General features: G+C 52.8%; 13 protein-coding genes and 1 pseudogene. 4 read left to right on the forward strand and 10 right to left on the reverse strand.

Annotated features, from left to right (window positions below; genetic code table 11):
* Window positions 1-33: 33 nt before the first annotated feature.
* Both GOV89_RS15220 and GOV89_RS15225 read right to left on the reverse strand, forming a co-directional pair.
* Complete coding sequence (locus tag GOV89_RS15220; protein WP_171238513.1) at window positions 34-1,605, reverse strand: DUF1214 domain-containing protein; 1,572 nt, start codon at window positions 1,603-1,605, stop codon at window positions 34-36.
* Window positions 1,606-1,705: 100 nt separating this feature from the next.
* Window positions 1,706-4,063 (reverse strand): arylsulfatase, encoded by a 2,358-nt coding sequence (locus GOV89_RS15225; protein ID WP_170469315.1) that lies wholly within the window; start codon window positions 4,061-4,063, stop codon window positions 1,706-1,708.
* A gap of 246 nt (window positions 4,064-4,309) precedes the next feature.
* Here GOV89_RS15225 and GOV89_RS15230 point away from each other — a divergent pair, with 246 nt between their 5' ends.
* A complete protein-coding gene (locus GOV89_RS15230) occupies window positions 4,310-5,263 on the forward strand; it encodes a helix-turn-helix domain-containing protein (protein WP_170486472.1) in 954 nt (317 codons plus the stop codon).
* Window positions 5,264-5,344: 81 nt separating this feature from the next.
* On the opposite strand, the gene GOV89_RS15235 is transcribed toward GOV89_RS15230, so the two are convergent.
* Window positions 5,345-6,532: an AI-2E family transporter gene (locus tag GOV89_RS15235; protein ID WP_170486471.1), complete on the reverse strand. Its 1,188-nt coding sequence runs from the start codon at window positions 6,530-6,532 to the stop codon at window positions 5,345-5,347.
* 491 nt (window positions 6,533-7,023) lie between these two features.
* Between GOV89_RS15235 and GOV89_RS15240 the strand changes: the two genes are divergently transcribed.
* Window positions 7,024-7,422, forward strand: a complete 399-nt coding sequence (locus tag GOV89_RS15240; RefSeq protein WP_170469306.1) for a hypothetical protein — start codon at window positions 7,024-7,026, stop codon at window positions 7,420-7,422.
* Window positions 7,423-7,731: 309 nt separating this feature from the next.
* Here the strand turns inward: GOV89_RS15240 and GOV89_RS15245 are convergent, their stop codons facing one another.
* On the reverse strand, window positions 7,732-9,012 hold the full coding sequence (locus GOV89_RS15245; RefSeq protein WP_171238514.1) for an AAA family ATPase: 1,281 nt from the start codon (window positions 9,010-9,012) through the stop codon (window positions 7,732-7,734).
* 766 nt (window positions 9,013-9,778) lie between these two features.
* Between GOV89_RS15245 and GOV89_RS15250 the strand changes: the two genes are divergently transcribed.
* Window positions 9,779-10,546 carry a hypothetical protein gene (locus tag GOV89_RS15250; protein ID WP_170563858.1) on the forward strand — a complete coding sequence of 256 codons (768 nt, stop codon included), beginning with the start codon at window positions 9,779-9,781 and terminating at the stop codon, window positions 10,544-10,546.
* Between the two features lie 289 nt (window positions 10,547-10,835).
* Here the strand turns inward: GOV89_RS15250 and GOV89_RS15255 are convergent, their stop codons facing one another.
* The 3 genes from GOV89_RS15255 to gntH all read right to left on the reverse strand — a co-directional run bounded on the left by GOV89_RS15255 (window position 10,836) and on the right by gntH (window position 15,342).
* Window positions 10,836-12,056: a HupE/UreJ family protein gene (locus tag GOV89_RS15255; protein ID WP_171238515.1), complete on the reverse strand. Its 1,221-nt coding sequence runs from the start codon at window positions 12,054-12,056 to the stop codon at window positions 10,836-10,838.
* Between the two features lie 46 nt (window positions 12,057-12,102).
* Window positions 12,103-13,296 carry a hypothetical protein gene (locus tag GOV89_RS15260; protein ID WP_171238516.1) on the reverse strand — a complete coding sequence of 398 codons (1,194 nt, stop codon included), beginning with the start codon at window positions 13,294-13,296 and terminating at the stop codon, window positions 12,103-12,105.
* An 852-nt stretch (window positions 13,297-14,148) separates the two neighbouring features.
* On the reverse strand, window positions 14,149-15,342 hold the full coding sequence (gntH, locus tag GOV89_RS15265; RefSeq protein WP_171178928.1) for a guanitoxin biosynthesis MBL fold metallo-hydrolase GntH: 1,194 nt from the start codon (window positions 15,340-15,342) through the stop codon (window positions 14,149-14,151).
* 124 nt (window positions 15,343-15,466) lie between these two features.
* Between gntH and GOV89_RS15270 the strand changes: the two genes are divergently transcribed.
* A complete protein-coding gene (locus GOV89_RS15270) occupies window positions 15,467-16,036 on the forward strand; it encodes a TetR/AcrR family transcriptional regulator (RefSeq protein WP_171178925.1) in 570 nt (189 codons plus the stop codon).
* A 90-nt stretch (window positions 16,037-16,126) separates the two neighbouring features.
* On the opposite strand, the pseudogene GOV89_RS22885 reads toward GOV89_RS15270, so the two are convergent.
* The 3 genes and pseudogenes from GOV89_RS22885 to GOV89_RS15295 form a co-directional block, all read right to left on the reverse strand.
* A pseudogene (locus GOV89_RS22885) lies at window positions 16,127-17,596 on the reverse strand (sulfatase-like hydrolase/transferase).
* A 249-nt stretch (window positions 17,597-17,845) separates the two neighbouring features.
* Complete coding sequence (locus GOV89_RS15290) at window positions 17,846-19,261, reverse strand: FAD-binding oxidoreductase (protein WP_171238520.1); 1,416 nt, start codon at window positions 19,259-19,261, stop codon at window positions 17,846-17,848.
* A gap of 115 nt (window positions 19,262-19,376) precedes the next feature.
* Window positions 19,377-19,634: a DUF4242 domain-containing protein gene (locus GOV89_RS15295; RefSeq protein WP_171092613.1), complete on the reverse strand. Its 258-nt coding sequence runs from the start codon at window positions 19,632-19,634 to the stop codon at window positions 19,377-19,379.
* Window positions 19,635-19,643 lie beyond the last annotated feature (9 nt).

The raw sequence follows: 19,643 nt of genomic DNA on the forward strand, positions 1-19,643 counted from the left end.
GGCGGATGCCTTATCGCAGGCGGCAGTTTTGTATCACTTCGTGTATTCGTCGAAATTCTCGACCCGGTGGATGTTTGGCAATTGGTAGGTGCCGTCAAAGAACTCGGCATGTGCCCCGTACGCCCGGATATACGGGAACCAGCCCCGGCCTGGTAGTGTACGGACATAGTTGGTTTCCCACCCCTTCGGAGCGGCGTCCGGCCCCAACATCACGGCAAAGGACCCGTCCTCGTTCTTTCTCGGTTTGTGCTCGAGACTGTCGATGGTCACATCATCTCCAGACTCAAGCCCGCGATTGTCCAAAAGAACACGTGTGTCAGGATCATAGATCGTTAGCGACCAGAACAAGTCTGTCTTTGGTTCTCGGTCAAACAGCATAACATATCGCTGTTCGCCCTTGAGCCGCTCTCCATTCGAGTCTTCGAACTTGGCGACATATCCCTGCGCTTTCCCGGGCCGGGGTACGGTCATCGAAGGTGAGGTCAATTGCGCCTCGTAGGTATACCGGGCCCGGGGATCAAAAATGTCAAAGTTCTGAGTGCTTTGATCGTACTTGATTCCGTCACCCCATTCCCCGCCGAGCACGTAGCGCCAGTCGAACTCTCGCAAAACGCCATCCAGACGTTCGCTGAACACGAAGGACTTGGCCATCATCTCGCCCACCTTGGCCCCGTCCATCAGCGCCGCTGTTTGACGTTCGTTCGGTTCGAACGGCTTCCCTCTCTCGATGCCAAGAGACCGCAGCCAATACATGAACAGGCGGTCTCGTTCGGCAAGATGCTCATTGTTGATAGCGGCGTGCAGGACTTTCCAGAATGCCATGCCACGAGGCTGAATCGTCGGAAGGAACTTGTCCCCGCCGGGGTGAACCGTCGTGGCCGGTTCGGAACCGTAGCGATACATCTGAATCTGGTTCCAGGTTTTCTGCACTGTATCCACATCCGCTCCGGCCACTCTAGCCAGAACGACGGCCCGGTCTGTTCCGATCTCGTGAACCTGGAAGTCATCGCCAAGCTTTTTCTGGTCGGGTCGCATGTGTTGTGGCGTGTTCGGGCCTACAATGACGTGCTTGCCGCCTTTGCCTTCAAACGGTCCGAAGATGCCAATATCCGTCGGAGATTCCTGCCACATGTCGATGACCATGCCGATGACGATCCCCGGCGGGACATCCAGCACAGTCGCGGCACCCTTAGTGTTGAGCAGACCCAAGGCGTAGTTTGTAGTTTCGTTCGCAGTCAGGTATCCGCGACGCTCGTTAAACGACTCGATCCGTACGAAATCACCGTAGTCAAAGTCGAAGTTGTTGAAGTAATTCTGGGCAAGCCGTTCCTGCGCTACGATTGGCAAGGCCCACAGATACAGCTGTGCGGCTCGTTGGTGGTCGATCAACTCATAAATCCGAGCAGCAGATTCTTCCGTTGGAAAACTGTGTTCGAGATCAAAATCACCAAAGAAGGTTTCGACAGATCCCGTGACCGGCATCGCTGCGGAGAACTCGTCATCGCTTTGAATGTCAGACAGCCGCATCTCTTCGGCTACTGCATGTGTGCCCAAAAAGGCAAAGCTCGTGAGAGCCGACACCAGCAATAAGATTTTAGCTTTCATAATCTAAACCTCCAACAAAGGGGCAACTGGCCAGTTTGACTGGCCAAGGAATAAGATCCCGCCCAAGAGATGCATTTCTTTCGGGCGGGTGCCTGATCAATCAGCCGCCCAAATCAAGGTTGACCACAACCTTTTCGATCCCACCCGGGAAGTCGAACGGCACATGGTAACTTTCGCTCACAGGCTCACCCGCGTCCGAGCCAACATCAAAGGTCTCGTCCAGCGAAATGCGGAAACCCATGGTGCGGTCGATCCGGCCTTCACCAACGAGAGTGTCATTTACGAACAACTTGCCGGTGCCACCCTTGCCAGGCCCGCCGCCGTCGTATTCGAAATCGTAGCGAATGACATGTTTGCCCGGTGCCAGCACATCGCCTTCGATGTTGTACCGCTCGAGATTGGCAACGTTGTATGTGTAGACCGGCTTGCCGTCGAGCACATAGAGCGCCCATCCACCAAAACGACCGCCTTGAGTCACCAGCATGCCGTCAGTGTCCCCTTCGCCAATCTCGACATGCGCCGTGATCGTGTGCGACTTGTTTTTGAAATCAGGCGCGGTGCCTTCAGGTATACGCTTCATGTTGTCGTAGTACGTGAACGTATCGCGACCCAAAGTCAGGCTGGGGCGAAGGGCCACGTCTAGTCGCGGCTTGCGTTGGCTATCAATCGGGAAGGCATCATATTTTCGCGCCTCGCCGTAGAACAGGATCTGTAGTTCTTTCAGCTTTTCCGGGTACTGATCCACCACGTTGTTGGACTGGGAAAAGTCCTCGGCCACGTGGTAGAGTTCCCACTCCCAGTCATTAATTACATCGCTAGGTCTGTTCAGACTGGCCCAAGGAACGTCGAACGGTGTAGTCGCCGCGACCCAACCATCATTGTATATGGCACGGTTGCCGAACATCTCGAAGTACTGCGTGCGACGGGTCGATGGGGCTTCGGCATCGTTGAATGCATACATCATGCTGGTGCCTTCGATGGGAGATTGCGCCACACCATTGATCGAATGCGGTGCCGGCAGGCCAGCGGCCTCCAGAATGGTCGGCATGATATCGATCACGTGGTGGAACTGGTCACGCACTTCTCTTTTGCCTTCGATCTTGGCAGGCCAGCGAATGATCATGCTATTGCGTGTGCCGCCAAAGTGGCTGGCGATCTGCTTGGTCCACTGGAACGGCGTATCCATAGCGTGCGCCCATCCGACCGGGAAGTGACCAAAGGTATTCGGCCCACCCAGCTCGTCCATCCGTGCATAGGTGTCCTCGAAAGGCACTTCGATGGCGTTGAACATGGTCATCTCGTTCAACAGACCGTCTGGGCTGCCCTCGGCGCTCGCTCCATTGTCGCCCATTAGGTAGATGACCAGCGTGTTGTCCAATTCGCCTGTATCCTCGACCGCATCCAGGATCCGGTTGATCTGGTGATCCATATGCGCCAGCGCGGCTGCGTAGACTTCCATCATACGGGCGTAGAGCTCTTGCTGCTGGGTCGTCAGTGAATCCCAGGCGCGAATATCCGCTGGGCGTTCAGTCAGTTTTGTGCCTGGGGGAATGATCCCCATTTCCAGCATGTTGGCATGGGTCTGCTCGCGGACGGAATCCCAGCCCATGTCAAACTGACCTTTGAACTTGTCGATCCATGCTTTCGGCGCATGGTGCGGCGCGTGGCTCGTTCCCGGAGCATAATAGACAAAGAAGGGTTTGTCGGGCGCCAGCGCGTGTTGTTCGCGGATATAGTTGATCGCACGGTCGGCCATATCCTCGTCGAGGTGATAGTCCTCGGTGTTCGGTGGTTCGACCGGTTTGGTGCCCTCAAAGATTGCCGGCGTGAACTGGCTGGTGTCGCCGCCGATGAAGCCGAAGAATTGTTCAAAGCCCAGCCCTGTTGGCCACAGATCGAACGGACCGGCCTGGCTGGATTGCCAATCCGGCACATTATGGTTCTTACCGTACCAAGCCGTATTGTAGCCGTTGCCTTTTAGGATTTCGGCAACGGAGCCGTTCTCCTTCGGCATCAGCGAGTTGTAACCCGGGAATCCGGTTCCCAGTTCCATGATCACACCGGTGGCGTTGGAATGGTGGTTGCGACCGGTGATCAGCGCAGAACGAGTTGGGGAACACAGTGCCGTGGTGTGCATCTGCGTGAACAGCAGCCCATCCTGTGCCAGACGCTCATACGCCTCCGTCGGAACCGGCCCGCCGAATGGCACACTGGCCCCAAAGCCCACATCATCCGGCATGATCAGGAGAATGTTCGGAGCGCCTTTGGGGGCCGTAACCTGTCTTGGAAAATCCAACGTCGACTCGTTGGTTCGCAACCCGGCATGACCACGGAACTCGGTCATGGGTATCGGTAAAACGGAACGGTCCCAATGGTCTTTGTCGTCTGCTTGCACAGCAGCAGGCAGACCACCCAACGTGAGTAACCCAGCTAACAAACAAATGAACCCAGCTTTCATTAGATTGCCTCCTAATTTCTTGATCTGTCGGTTCTGGTCGCCGAGGCTATCTGGGTCGGAGAAATTGACTCCTTCAGGGAACATCAGCGGATCCGTAATCCCCCTATGATGCACAGACCGAACCGGGCACGCAGCAGCTTTTACTATCCCAAAAGTGCAATCGGGCTTCAGAAATTCACCCTTTCGAGTATTCTCTTATGCAAATTTATTTCGGTTTCGAAATAGTTGAGAAAAGGAGCGAGACCATTGAAGACTCTGCCTTTCATGCAGCACTCGACCTACGAAACGACCGATTTCGAGGACCTGCAAGAGGCTGCATCGGCGTGGGACCAGGAGTACACTCAGCTATCACCGGGACAGTTTTTCGGGAGCATGGAACTGACGGAAGTTGGCACCACTCAGGTGATGCGCGAGAAGTGGGGGCGCAAAATGAGGTACAGAGGTGTTGGCATTCCGGGTGGGTATGGCTTTGCACTGCCGCTGGGGTCTACGAACTCTGTGAATTGGCTCGGCAGCAGTGTTGAGCAAACCTCAGTTGTAATGCAGTCGCCTTATCTAGAGGCTCAACTCGTTTCCGACGACACTTGGGACAGCTTAGTATTATCATTCCCCATGGAAGAGGTTCAGGCGATTTTGATCGCGCTTTCCGGGGGAATTGACTTATCTCACCGACTCCATGGAAACCTTGTATTGAATCAGGCGAAGGCCGATAGGATCAAACGCGGGGGCCTAAGCCTTCTGCAAAAAACTAAATCCTGTTCCCCAAAAGACCATGCCGTGTATGCTGCTCAAGTAGACCAATTCAAAAAACAGTTCTTGTGGACATTGTTAGAATCCTTCAACGAATTCTTGGTTCCTTCTCCGCCGTCGAAACAGGGCATTATCGTTCAAAAAGCAACAGACCTTGCCCTAGCTGATTTTCCAGAGGTCCTCGGGCTGATTGACATTTGTACAAATTTGGGGATCAGCCTTCGCTCGTTACACTACGCTTTCCAGGATGTAGCCGGGATTTCGCCCGCAACTTGGCTGCGTCGCGTTCGGCTGAACCAAGTCTACAGAGTCCTCAAAAACTCAGACCCGATGGAAACCAAGATCAAGCGTGTCGCCGCCGAACATGGATTCCTGCATCTCGGACATTTCAGCAATCAATACAAACAACTTTTCGGACACTTGCCCTCGCACACCCATCGGGTGAACTAAGGCTGTTGTCTATGCTCAAGCGGCTTTGAGATTATGCACTTTGTATTGAGTTTGGCAGTAATGGCGTTTGAAGTTATGAACCTAACCGTCTCTGTTTTCGAACTCGGCCCGCAACTGCTTAGCCTCTTCCTCTAGCTTTTGTTTCGTTGAGAGAGGCGACCGACGGACACTCGCGTATTCGGTCTGTTCGTCTAGTTCGACGGACTCTTTTCCATCTTGCAATTGACCGTCGCTGGACAACAGAACAGCGATCCAACGGGTGGCCGGGATTTCCGAACAGATGACCATGGTCACAACCATCATCGGTATTGCCAGAAATGCTCCCACACCGCCCCAAATCGTTGCCCAGAACGTCAGCGAAACCATTACCATGAATGTGCTGAGGTTGAGGGACTTGCCCTGCATCGTAGGTTGTATCACGTTGGCAATGAATTGATCAGCAGCGCCGTATCCAAATAGTACGATCAGGAAAGGCGTAAGGCTATCGAACTGTATCAAGGCTACAAGAGATGGAAGCGCGATCCCAATAAATGCGCCGATATTAGGGATGAACCCCGCAACGAATACGGTCAGTGCCAGAAGCGGTGCGAAATCAAGGCCGACCCATGAAAAAATGACAAAGGCAACTCCGCCGCTCATGGCGCTGGTGACAGCATTGACCCACATGTACTGTTTCACGCCAACTGAAATTTTGTGCAGGACTTTCCGGGCGCGACGGGTTCCTTCTTCAGTCGCAACCAGCCTCGGCAATTTGTCGACCCAAGCCAGACGTTCGCCGATCAGAAAAGCAAGGTACAGCGCGACGAGACCGATTGTCGACATTGCGCCTCCAAACTGCCCCACAGCCGTTCCTAACCAAGACCCTATCTCGATGTCTTCAGCTGCCTGGCGACCAGCTTCAACGAATTTGGGACCCAGAAACCCTTCTAGTTTCTCCGTCAGGCTCATCAACCGTTCCTGATACCTGGGCAGTGCGTCTTGTACGTCGTCCACCGAGGAGGAGACGATCAGCCCAAGGACCAGCAGCGCCCCCACTATCACGATGATGCTGAGGAGTTGGGCCAGCCAGCCTGGAGGAGACCACCCAAGCAGGTTTGTGCGCTGGATCCTGTCCACGAGCGCAGAAGAAAGAATGAACAGAAGCCCTGTGATCGCCAACGGAATCAGAAAATCGCGCCCAAACCACAAGAAACAGATCAAAAAAGCCATGGTCCCCAGAGCAAAGAACCAATTCGAGATGAGAGTCCTGTTCAAGTTGTCAGAGGTCATGTAACGCCGCACGTTGATCTGGTGTTCCGCCGCAGTAGAAACGCCATAAACATTCGGTGCAAGTTTTAGCTGGTGAAACTATCTTTCCGAGAAGCCAAGTTCCATGAAAACGAACCTCCAGCTCATAGGATTCGCGCAAGAGATACCGACAACAACGTCGGCTATTCACAGATTTCGAATTTGGCCAAATTCCTAGCGAAGGTTTTTTGCCGGTCAAAGCGCCTTCGGGCAATGACGGCTTTGGGCTGGACCTGCCGAACGCAAGTGCAGCATGCCTTCGACTTTTGGTGGCAGGTCTGGGCTCGAACCCAACTTTCGGCAGTGCTGAGTTGCCTCGGACTTTTGCACATTTTGGATGTCTGCTTAAGATGAGAAACCCGTACCACCTCGCAGACGCAGCTAATGACCGGAATCCGCCCAATCTACCGAAATAGCCCCCCAACTTGCCCATTGCATCTGCTCGCACACTTACCTGTGCAAGGGGGCGCCAAATGCCTGGAAAAATTAGCTTCAGATTGTACAGAGACATCATTCTCAGCGAGCCCGGCCAACCGGTTTGGAGCGCCGTCGGCAAGATTTCTGAAGGCCGATTTCTTCTTCTAGGACAAATCGAGACGTACTCGAAATCCGAAGGTGCGCTATGGCTGGAAATCAGCCAAATAGGTGCAGAGATCGGCAAGAGCAACCGTGGCAAACTGGATGTCCTCCGGCATCGAAGAAAGGACACTGATCCCCACTTATTTGGCTATCTGAAGGTTCTCGAGGAAATGTATGCGGCGGCGGCCTGGATGTGCCGAGATGACGAGAACGCCAAGTATCTTCATCTGACACTGCTGAAAACAAAAAAGCCGCCCATTCTGAAGGCGGCGCTTTCAAGAGCTGCAATGTGAGCCGCAACGCAGGCTCATGATACCGGCGCTCAGAACAGGGCTCTTTCACTTATCTGATAGACCAAAAATTCCATGATTTGCTCCTGGTCACGCGTGTGGGATCAAATCATAGACTTCGCCGATAACCAGCGAAACATGAATGATGACAGCTGCAATGTGCAACTGGTGGTAAGCCTCTTTGATGAAATGGAACATGTTGTTCCCTCCCGTTTTGAATGCGCATTTTCTATCGCGTAAGTGCGACCGAGTCAACATATAAATATTTGATAAAAAACAATAAAGTCAATAATTCCACCAATTCCACGCCGCTCAAAATCGGTTTCCTAATCTTTTGGAAAAATAAGAGGTCAGCACCAAAAATAAGAGGGGGCCACGGGAAAAATAAGAGACCCAGAAAACGGCACGACTCCCCACATAACGAAGGCAGGGAGCCGGGCTTTTTAGGGCTGGTCTTACAGATCGAACGTTTGTCCGTGCTTTTCCAAATATGCGATCAGAGACAGCTCGACGGCTCGCACAACCGCTTGCTCTTTGTCCTCTCGGATTGCGTTCCAAGCAGCATAGAGATCTGGATTTACACTTACGGAAAGCTTTTGCGTGGCCCTCCGCTTGCCAAGCAGCATAGCTTGCGCCAACAAAATGCGCCCCTGTCGCTTCTGCCAATTTCTGCGCGACAAAGGTCTTCCCGACACCCGGAGGCCCATCGAGTAGAAGGTTGTTAGGGATATCTGCCCAACTCAGGTGACCGTCAGAGTATGCTTGGATGTCATCCACGAGACGCTTCAACGGCGCCCGCGCGGCCCCCAGGCCTTTGACGTCATCCATGGCTTCTGGGTTGGCTTTTGTGCGCGTCGTCAACTTATTCAGTTGCAGGACAAATGCCATCAGCTTGGGCGTCCGAAGAGCCAACATAATTTCATTAGCTGAGATCTGAGCCAAAGCATCATGGGATGGCATCTGATTAAGCGCCTTTGTCATCAAAGCTGTACATTGGCGGCCGTGCATCATGGCATAGAGCATCAAGATCATGCTCCGTGACAATGGGCTCAGGGAAATGATCTTAGCGGATTTCTTGCAAAAGGCGTCCGGCAACACTTCGATACTTGGCACGATTACAATCAACGACGCTGGTTCCTTCGCGGCCAGAGCCAGCGCTTCATTGAAATCGCTTGCAGTCTTTGCTGGCGTGGTCTTGCGCCAGCGCGACTTGTAGCACACGATTTTTGGCTTGGTTGCATCAGGGTTGTTGCTACAGATCGCGGGGATCAAACCATCGCTAAACGCGTCTCCTGTGGCTTCCACCCATTCACTTTCACCGGTTTCAACAACTGTCAGCGAAAATGGGCGACGCAACTGGCCTGCAATCTGATCGCGTGTGTCCTTCCATGCCGCGCAAACACGGATCAATGAGGCAACGGCGCAATAGTCCCTCGCGTACTGCTTTGGCATCGAATCCTCAGCCGGTGCATCCTCATCAAAGGCATCCCACCCGGACTTTCGGTTGGCGGCTTTAATCAGGCTCTCGTAGGCTGGCTGGAACCACCCATTCAAACGCGGGTAGAAGAAAGATGTATAGACTTGGGGCTGCATGGAGATGCCCTTTCAATACTCGAAATCTGGAAACATCGCAGCCGAACGGCTGCGAACACGCGATAAGTTCAGGCGTGTATGCGTTTCTCAGGTAGCGGCAGAGTGCGCTTGGATTTCGAGTTGTTTGAAGGCACGATTTTCTCCCTTGGGGAGATTGAAGTATGCATGGCGCTCCGAAATGACAAGTCTTTTCGAATGTGCGCTTGCGTATCTTTGTTGCAAGCCTCTCTCATGAAGCAAAAAAGAAGCACGAAAATTATCTAATCTGCCGAAGGCCTTACCTTTGGTGGTTGTGTTATCTTCATCGCTTCTTGCGGGTGTTCTTGGCGAGCTTCCGAATTACCAATGGTGTCGCGACGTGGTCTGCCTCGGGTGGTGTTAGATGCTGGGGAGCATCTGCATTCGTGAGCAAGGGAATGTGATCTGCCGTGGCACCTGCATTTCGACGAAGCTTCGTGAAACGATCAGGGACAACTTCGCTCCCGCCGATGCTTGGGCACAGCGGGAGCGCACGATGAACTTGGGTTCATCGCCATTTTTGAAGTCTTGGTATTATCAAAAGGTTATGAGCTTGCTGATTAGACAAAACTCGAAGACCTGAGCCGTGCGTTGAACTCTCGGTTTGGGCCAGTCAGTGGGTCACCCAAATGTGGATTGGGCAATCACCAGTCTGAATTCACGCAGCCTCCTTTGGCCGAACAGAGATGCCTTTTAGTGCGGTTGCAACAATGTCGGCGCGGGCGGCTTCGGACACTTTGAGCTGCCAGTGTTCTTTTTGGTTGCACCAAGCGTGGTCGCGTTCAGCTTCAACCAGGCGCCATTGAACTTTGCCTACATTCTCTTCCTGCGCCTGCGGAAAGATGGCATCGCCTCCGAGTTGATAGAACGATTTGTCAGGAAGTGGTTCGCGCTCTCACTCTTGACCGCCAGATATTCGGGATCGATGGAAACCCGCTTTGACCAGGACATTCGACAGATTTCTGAGATGGGAATGGGGGAATATCTCGAAAGTATCGAGAAAGCGGTGCTCTCGGATGCCTTTTGGGAAGTTGGTTTGGTGCAAGCGCTTACAACGTCAAATAGCAAACATCCGGCTTTCAGGACATTTCTTGCGTCTCAGGTGAAGTCCAATGCTAGAGGCTTTCTGTCAAAAGAAATCACAGTGCGGAGTATGTTGGAGCACAGAGGCGATGTTCACCACATCTTCCCCAAGGATCACCTGAAAAAGACGCTTGGCCTTACGCAGTCTCAATACAATCAAGTCGCCAACTTGGTCTACACACAGCAAGAGATCAACATTGCCATCGGAAATGCGCCTCCTAGTGAGTATGTTTCAGATTTGCGGAAACAATGCAGTTCAGGAACCGCAAAATACGGAGGGATCGTAGTCTACGCGGATCTTGAAGAGAACTTCACGGAGAACGCAGTTCCGCTTGGACTTCTGACGGGCGAATTTGCGGACTACCAGGAATTTTTGAAGCTGCGGCGTCAATCTATCGCGAAGACGTTGAAGGCATACTACACGTCGCTTTGAGCACTGATTGTCTCGAGCTTGCGTCTCTCAGTTCGACGCTTTGATTTCTACGAAGGCCCATTCAAATTGCTGCACATTTTGCTGCACATATTTCGTGAAGCCCCATTGCAATATTCCTTTAAGTATAGGTAAATTATAAATAAAATTCTGAACGAAAAAGATGTTGGCGGACTTCGTCTCCGCCATCCACCACAAATGTATCCCGCCATTTCGGTCTGTGCAGGGGCGCAGCTAAACGCTCGCTTTTTTGCGTCAGCCAATCAGCACTGCACGGATCATCGCATAGAATTCAGGTTATCGCAGAATATACCTCGGCAATTCGCTGGACGGTCCAATAGCAGGCGATGGCTGCGCATCCCACTGCCAAGCCCACACGTGTCGACATCCACAAACTGGCATTCATGCGGTGGCAAATTACTAGCGCGGGCCATAACGCTAGAATGATGGCGACCTGGCCAATCTCAACGCCAAGATTGAAAGCAAGCAGGCTCTGCCAGATGTCTGGTGATGTAACTTGCAAAATCTTGTGCAGCACAAAGCTGAAACCCAGCCCGTGCAACAGACCAATAAGCGAGGTCAGCAGGACCATTTTGGCCTCAGACTTCGCGTTGCTCATGAACGCAGCGGCGGCCGCAATAACGATTGAAATCGCGATTCCGGTTTCGACGGCGGGAACAAACCACGCGCCTGATGGTACAAACCCGAAAAAGCCAAGAGACAACGTGATGCTATGCCCGACAGTAAATCCGGTTGCGCGCAACAATAACGCTCTGAGTGTCTGAGCGCCGATGACCAGACACACAACAAACAGAACATGATCCAACCCTTCCAGGATATGACGGATACCTTCCCAGACAAAACTCAGAAAACCTCCGTACCCTGCTTGCTTGATCTCCAAAGGCTCGATCATCAGGCCCCGAGAGCGGAAAATCTGTGGTGTTTCAGATGCGTAGTCGAGAATGAGGTTGGCCGTTTGATCCTGACCCGGCAGGCCGGGGTCCAGCACATTGGCAATGCTGTATGATTGGACTGGGCGGTCACTCTTGTAGTTCAGGACAAGATCGACAATCGTGTCACCGACGTAGAGCGGTGGCGCAAGGTCTGTTTCAAATTCAACGGCTCTTTGAGCTTCGTCCAAAGTCGCAAATCCGGGCTCATTTCCTACCCGATGCAAGCGAATTGCCTCAACCATTCCCCTGAGACGCTGATGATCGATCGACAGATGCAAGCCGTCCTCGGCCAATTGCCCCAATCCTTTGGGATCGTTCATAAAAGCCTGCAAGTCGACAAAGTGGACCAATAGACCATCACGCATGGCATTTGTCGTAAATGGTGCAGCTTCCGGCAGGGCATCGCCGTCGGTGTTGCCAAGCTTATCCGCAACCAAATAGGGCATGGGCGTACGCATGTAGATTCGCAAGCCGTCCTCGGTATGCTCGATATGCGAAATTCGAACGTTGAGGTTCAGTAGAAAATGCGCCGAGGCAGATAGAGCCAGAGACAAAAGCAAGGTGACAACCAAGATGCCTAAAGCACAGTGTTTTTGTCTTAGACACTTACGCATTTGGATCGCGAGCCTCGATTACAGTTAGTCCATTCAGTTTCCATTGACCGGCTTCCGGCACGATCTCGATCAGCGCCCGAAACGTTACAGCACGTATGTGGGCGTGCCCCCAATGGCCCCCTTCTGCCTGCACCGACCATTTAACCAACGTCTGAAAGCCGCCCGGTTCAGAGATCGGATCGAGACGCTCCAATTCTGGACTGCCAATATCAGTTGCTGCGGCGAGGCTGCCCCCCGGCGTGCGGATCGTGAGGCCCCGTTCAATCTCTGCTGCGATGTCGTCCAAAGACGCCGCAGTTACAATTGGCGTCAGTTCTGCCTTTCTCGCGGTCGGCGTCGTTTCCAAATTCACTGTGTTCAAATTCTCGATCATCGAACGCAAAATGCCTGCCGCAGTCTGCGGATCGGGAGGCGACGCGTTCCGCCAGGCCAATGCCGTAAAAGATCCAGAGAAATAGACGGTTGCCGGGACAGCGAAAATCAAGACTGCAAGACTGACGCGTTTTAGGACTTTTCCTGTGCCTGCCAGCACCAAAAGCAGCGATACGGCGCTAATGATCCCTGTAGCCCAAGCTAGCCCGGGCCTTGACTCTTCTGGCCGTACTACGGGTATTTGCGAGACCGATTTTCTTTTATATTTCAGTAGGTGGTTTTGCCAGTGGAATTTCGGGTCCACAGGGGTCACCGCCCCGAAAAATGGTCCGGCAACGTCGTTGGAAATCGTTGCAACACGGGAAATCTTTTCATCAAACATGTCCCATGTGACCGTCACGTGTTCAGGAAGGTCCGCCAAAGGAAAAGATAGGATCGCTCCAACAAATGCATTGTTCGAGGACACTTCCTTTCCGGGTTCGACAACCTGAAAACCCTTTGACGTTAGCGTCAAAAGCTCTGCCGTTGCTATTGCCGGCTGAGCGGGTTTTCCATCGATGGACACCGCATTACGCGACGACAAAAGTTTTGCGGCCCTTTTTGTAATCTTTGCGCCGTGTTGTGGCGAAAGCTTATCGCCCACCCCGACTGTTTCATCAATCCAAGGTGCCAATTCGTGCAATCGGATCAGGGTTTCATGCCGAACTTCCCGCGGCTCAATATATAGAAAGGTCGATGTCCCATCCTGGTTTTTTCGATTCAGGTTTTTAGCGGAGAACCGGGAATACCAAGGATCAGCCCAGTGAATTTTCAATTCTGCCGGTTTTGAAAGGAACTTGAAATCCGTGACCGGAACGTCCCGATCAAAGACCTGCATACCGATGGTCGCAAGCGGTTCACCTTCCCGCGACGGTGGCAGAATAGTCAGCGTTTTGGGGTTTGGGGACAGAAACGGGTAGAACACGTTGACGAACAAGACGCGTGGATCGGCTGGCGGACTGGGAACAATTTGGCCAGAGAACGGATCACGCTGACCCGCAAGCGGCGAGGCACGGTCTATACGCTTTCTGTATTCCACTTTTCTGATCTCAGGCGAAAGCGCCGGCCCATCACCTATAATAACTGACAGACCCAGGCTTTCATCGTGTTCAGAACTTTGCTTCAGACGACGCCCATTTCCCCCAGGATCTGGCGCCCATCGCTGGGGTAACAAACCTGCAAAAAGCGAGACATCGTCGACGTAGATTTCAAGATCCAAATAAACGCCATCCTCTGCGACATGAAAGATGGCGATGTTGGGTGCGACCTCGGACCCGTTGAATAGAACTACGTCTGCCAAAACAGTCTGCATGCTAGCGGCAAAAAAGCCGAGCACCAGCAGTTGTCGATTCAGATACCGCCAAACTTGAATGTTATTCATCCTCGAAATTCAACAATGCCCACAGTTCTACGCGCGATCCTACCTTAGTGCCCTTCCGAGCAAACCGATTTGGACCGACGACATACCGCAATGACTGAAAATTGACATAGGCTCCGCAGTCTCTGGGCTGGTTTCACAAGCCTTGGCGACAATAGCACCCGCGCAACTTGAACCCGGCGCAACCCGTGGCTTTATAAGATTTCCCAGTTTCACATACAGCCGGGCAAGACCGCATCGCCTACCTTGTTATTGATCCGGCATTGGCGGTGGCGTGTAACCCTCCCATTTGCCCGCTTTGACTTTGTCTGACGGTTCTTTTTCTTTTGAACGCGGGGCATTGATGTACTCGTCGCTCACAGATGGTGGTAGCACATAGTCGTCAACACTCGCTTCCCGAACAACGATCTGGTCTTTGGTCACGTTGATCACCTGAAGATCCCGTGCGAGCGTGAGTGGTCCATCGTACGTCGAACGGACGCCTTCCAGAATCGCCTGATAGTTTTCGGGCGAAAGAACAGAGTGATAGCCCAGCGCCATGCGCGGTTCGACCGCGGACATAACTTTGCCAAACGCCGCGGGTTCGGTATGAATGCGCGTTGCGACGTAGGTCGCCTGTTTCATGTCCCAGCCAAAATACGGGGCCAAAGCATCAGGTGGAAGAAACGCCTCGTGCGAAGCGATGTCCGCTCCTTTGGCATATTCGACATACCATTTGTTCGGGTAAGTATCTCCGCCGAAGACGTATTTCAGTCCATTCCATTCCAAAGAATAACTCACCGAGCCATCTAAGCTGTGGATCGCAGGCCAGGAACGGATCGTGACGTCGTTCTCCTGATAAACGATCTCGTTTTCCTGCATGTAATCGAATTCAGTGACTTCAAGCTTGGCGCCATCATCCGGCAGCGCTCCCGTACGTGTGGCCAGATCCCAAGCATAGGCTTTTGACATGCCCTCAACATAGGCTTTGGTGCCCAGTTCATCTTCTGATCCGGACGGGCCGAAGATGCGGAGCGGAGTGTATCTTCCCGACAGCCACCCCCCAACATGCAAACCCATGAAGTCTCCAACATGGTCGACATGCAAATGGCTGAAGAAAACCTTATCGATCTTGGCAAAATCCGGTCGCAGCGAGAATAAGTTTCCGGTGGCACCAGTTCCAACATCAAACAGAAAAACTTCGCCGTTCCCAAGTTCGACATAAAACGAAATCGAAACGGCCGCCTTGGTTTGGTTTGGCATCCCGGTCCCCAATGCCGTGATACGCATCTCATCCTCAGCAAGGACTTCGGTGTTTGGGAAGTACGATGCGGGATAGACACCGTTTTCGATTTCAGAGGCGCTTCGACCGGTCGGCAATGCGTTTTGCGCCAAAGCGGAGCCAGCCAAAATGAGACTTAACGCGAGAAACGTATAGGTTGCGGATTTTGTGATGCTATTCATTGATCCCCCCTACTTTGCTAGGCGCTTCGGAGAACACGATGTCGTGAACTCCTGGTTCACCATAGACTTATCTACGGTACTCCCATAGACTGCTCTATGTCAAACAAAGAATGCTAAAATCTGAATGTCCGAAACTGTTACCCGAGCGTCACCTAGAAACGCTGCAACCAAAGAAGATTGGATTTTGCTGGCATACAAGTTGCTCAACGAGGGCGGAGTCTCCGCCATAAAGATCGTGCCTATGGCAAAGCGACTTAACCTGACCAGCGGCAGCTTCTACTGGCATTTCAAAAATGTCCGGGAGCTTCTGGACGAAGTGCTCAGATATTGGGAGCAAGAGTTGACGGACAATGTGATCGAAAAAGCAAAAGCGTTTGAAGGCTCACCTGAAGACCGCATTCTCCTACTCATGAAGAAGGTCATTGAAGAAAATGCAGCCGTGCCTGATCACGCCGTTTCAGTCTGGGCGAACACTGATCAAAAAGTGAAAGCAACGTATCAAAGAACCATCGGCAAACGCTTCCGATTCGCCGCATGGATGTTTGAACAAGCCGGGTTTTCAGTTGAAGACGCGAAATCACGCGGACGGCTTATGGTTACATCACTAATGGGTGACTCTTCGACTGGCCTGAAAGAACAAGGCAATTGGGAAGAGGTAATAGAACGGGAACACGCTATCCTGATCGGGAAATAGACGATCAAAATTTCCAGAACGGCGAAATACTGGCCAATTTCAAGTCTGGCAATCAGTGCAGTTAGTGTCCGTCGCCATGTTATTTTGGGGCTATTGGTGGTCTGATTTAGGTTCGGGACTCATAGCCTGTAAACGACGAGCACTGCGAGTGCTAAAACCCTTCCAAACACTCCATTCTTGGTCACAAGTTGAGGTGTTGCGTGGATCCATTGAGCCCACCGAGCAAAGCTGGGCACCCAGAAAGAACCCGGATTGATCGATGCCATCAAAGGCTCTGTCTTCAGGCACCTTGCCACCTGCAAACGCTGCAAGTGTTGGGTAGAGGTCCATCGAGTGGACGATATCGTTGCTTTCTGAACCTGCGGGAATCTTTCCCGGCCACTTAATCGCGAATGGCACGCGCATGCTGCCTTCAAGGCTGGTGAAGAGAGTGCCCCGCCATGGCCCGGCCGTACCATGCACCGCCGGGACCGGTGACACGTTGGCGTTTCCAACCGGCAGAGCTTCAGGGCCGTTGTCAGCAGTAAAGATCACCACCGTGTTGTCCGAAATGCCCGCACTTTCAAGCGCATCGACTATCCGACCGATGTAGGTGTCTGTCTGCCGCAATATGTCCGCCCAAACGCCTTTCCCAGTGGCTCCGTCAAACTCTTTGGACACGATATTTGGATAGTGTGTTTGAGTGTAGGCAAGATAAACGAAAAACGGCGCCTCTTCCTTGCTCTTGTCTTCGATGAAACGGATAGCCTTCTTTGTCAGGTCACCGTCTATCTCGCCGCGATAGTCCAGGTCGTAGTCCCGCGCCACAGTCGCAGGTTTGCCCGCAACACCCTGCATGACAACAGGTTCTTACATGTTTGCGTCGGCAAAGCCCGGGAGCGAGCGCCAAACGGTTACATCAGTAGTCTCAACACCGTAAAACACATCGAAACCCTGGTTCGTGGGATAGCGCCCTTCAGTCCAGCCGAGGTGCCATTTTCCATACATGGCCGTGTTATGTCCTGCGTCCTTGAGCATCTCGGCCATAGTGATCTCTCATTGAGTCAGACCGTAGACACCGCCGCCCAGAGGGACTGTATGGTTACCGCTTCTGATGCCATAGCGCCCCGTCATGGTTGCTGCGCGAGAGGGAGTGCACTGACTTTCAACATTGAAGTTTGTAAGCCTCAATCCCTCAGCGGCCAGCGCGTCCATTTCAGGAGTGGCCGTTCCACGGATTATGCCGCCACCGTTAAATCCCGGTTCACCCCAACCGAAGTTATCAAGAAATATGAAAACGATATTCGGCTTGTCCTGAGCTGAGGCGGTAGTGCCGACCAGAAAAGACAGCAACAGCAGGATTATTGGATAAAACAGAGTCATGCAGAAGCTCCCCCAAAAATACAACTTCGTCGACATTGGCGAAAAAATGGACCAAGGGTCAAGACTGGCGCCCCTTGTGGGCTCGCAACGGCCTTGCGGCGATGAAGCTGACCAAATTTGGTTCTGCTCCCGATAGCAGCCATCGCCAGATTTGCGATGCTCCCGGCTGTTCAACACCTTGACCCAATGTGTCGACATTCTTGCCCCACAGTAGTCGTTCACACAAATCGGACTGACCGACCGCTCCGTACCAAGTCTGACACATCCACATGTTGAGTTTCTTAGCTTTGCTTACTGAAACTGCGACGATGCATGTGCATCACCACCGGTGCGATCACCGGCTGGAGAACCCACTTGGATTGACAATTAAGCAACAAGAAAAGCCGCAGGCAGTAAGGCAAGATGCCCAACATCAATCTGGATCAGTTTAAGTAGTTCTGAATTCCATCACGTAGGCAAGATATTGTGGTTGACCCTGAACAAGTTGTCGGGGTCATAGTTACCCTTGATCTTGGAAAGCTTCTCACCGTTTTCACCATATGCTCCGGCCATGTGGTCCGCTTCGTCTTCGGGCATGAAGTTGACATATGCACTTCCGCTCGCGTGCGGTTGCATCTGGTCGTAAAGCTCTCGCGCCCAATCAATACATTCGGCATCCTTGCCGGGGTCTTCCCAACGCGTGTGAACATTCATGATGAAATGGGCGGATCTTTGGGGATAGGCGGTCGAACCGGCCTGAACACGTGCCATTGCGCCACCCACATGGGCAATAAAGACTTCACACGCCGGGTCTGGAAGACTGGAAATCGCTTTCAGAAGTCCTGAGATTGCGTCCGAAGAAAGTGCATCGAAATCGTGGCTTTTCCAGTAATTCCTGGCACCTGGTGTCAACAACGGGTCGAAGGCGGCCTGCCAATCTACGAACTTATGGGGCGAGATCACATCGACAATAGGTTCACCAAGCGCGCGCAATGCCGTCATGGCTTTTTCACCTTCGTCCATCGGTCCGCTGTAGCAGGCTGCAAAGATCAGCACCTCTCGCCCATGCCACTCAGCTGGCAAGAACGGTAGAGGGGGCGCTTTTCGCATCACGCTCCAGACGGTCAGCTCATCCGGGGAAGTGTCAGCAATCTTAGCAAATTCTGCGAGGAGCTCTGACGCATTTTCTATCGGATGAACAATGAGGCCAGACAAAACATCGGGTCCGAGTTCATGCAGCTGGAACTCGAATGAGGTCACAACACCGAAGTTCCCACCCCCGCCGCGGATGGCCCAGAAAAGTTCAGGGTGGCTTGCGGGCGAGGCGGTTACAATGGCACCGTCCGCAGTCACGACCTCCGCTGAGAGCAGGTTATCGATCGTCATGCCAAATTTCCGAGTGGTCCATCCAAAGCCGCCGCCAAGCGTGAGGCCTGCGATACCCGTAGTCGAATTGATGCCAACGGGAACGGCAAGTGCATGTGCCTGAGTTTCGCGATCTACGTCTCCTAGCAGCGCTCCAGGCGCAACCCGAGCAGTCTTGGTGACGGGGTCGACGTGCACGGACCGCATCTGGGACAGATCGAGCATTACAGTTTCATCTGCAACAGCGTGACCAGCAATCTGATGTCCACCAGAGCGAACAGACATAACGAGGCCGGCGTCCCGAACAAAGTTCACGGCCTTCTGCACGTCACTGGCCCCCAGCGCGCGGATTACGAAGCCTGGGTAACGTTCGAACATGCTGTTCCACGTTGTTCTTGCATCCTCATATTCAGGGGAGCCCTTCTGATAAACCCCGCCACGAAGCGCTGCATCAAGAGCGCCCAACGCGTCTTGCTCCACTGTTGCCGTACCACCGTCGAGTGTTTTCAGATCAAACATGCGTAAGCCTCCCTATTGTCAGGTCGGGCTTCTTGCAGCGCTGCCTCAGTCGATTTTTTTCCGTCGCGTGGTCCCGCGAAGGCGTTTCACTGAATTGGGAAAATAATGTTGCAGGTCAGGCAAAAATTCCCGGGTCGATGCGATCCACAGGTGTTATCACGTCGGCGGGAATGTTCAGGCGTTCGGCCGCCTTTCTCAGGCTTTCCTCATCCGGGGCTTCATACAAGCAGTAGGTTTTGCGCTTATCTGCACTGAGAAACGAAAAAATCCACTCGACGCCGACTTCGTCATTGATCTCTTTGATGTGAATTTTGTCATCGTCTGTAACGTTTAGTTGCTCGGCAAAATTTCTTTCAATTATGTACCTTGGCATGAAGTCCCC

This window comes from Ruegeria sp. HKCCA5763 (assembly GCF_013034545.1).
GTDB lineage: Bacteria > Pseudomonadota > Alphaproteobacteria > Rhodobacterales > Rhodobacteraceae > Ruegeria.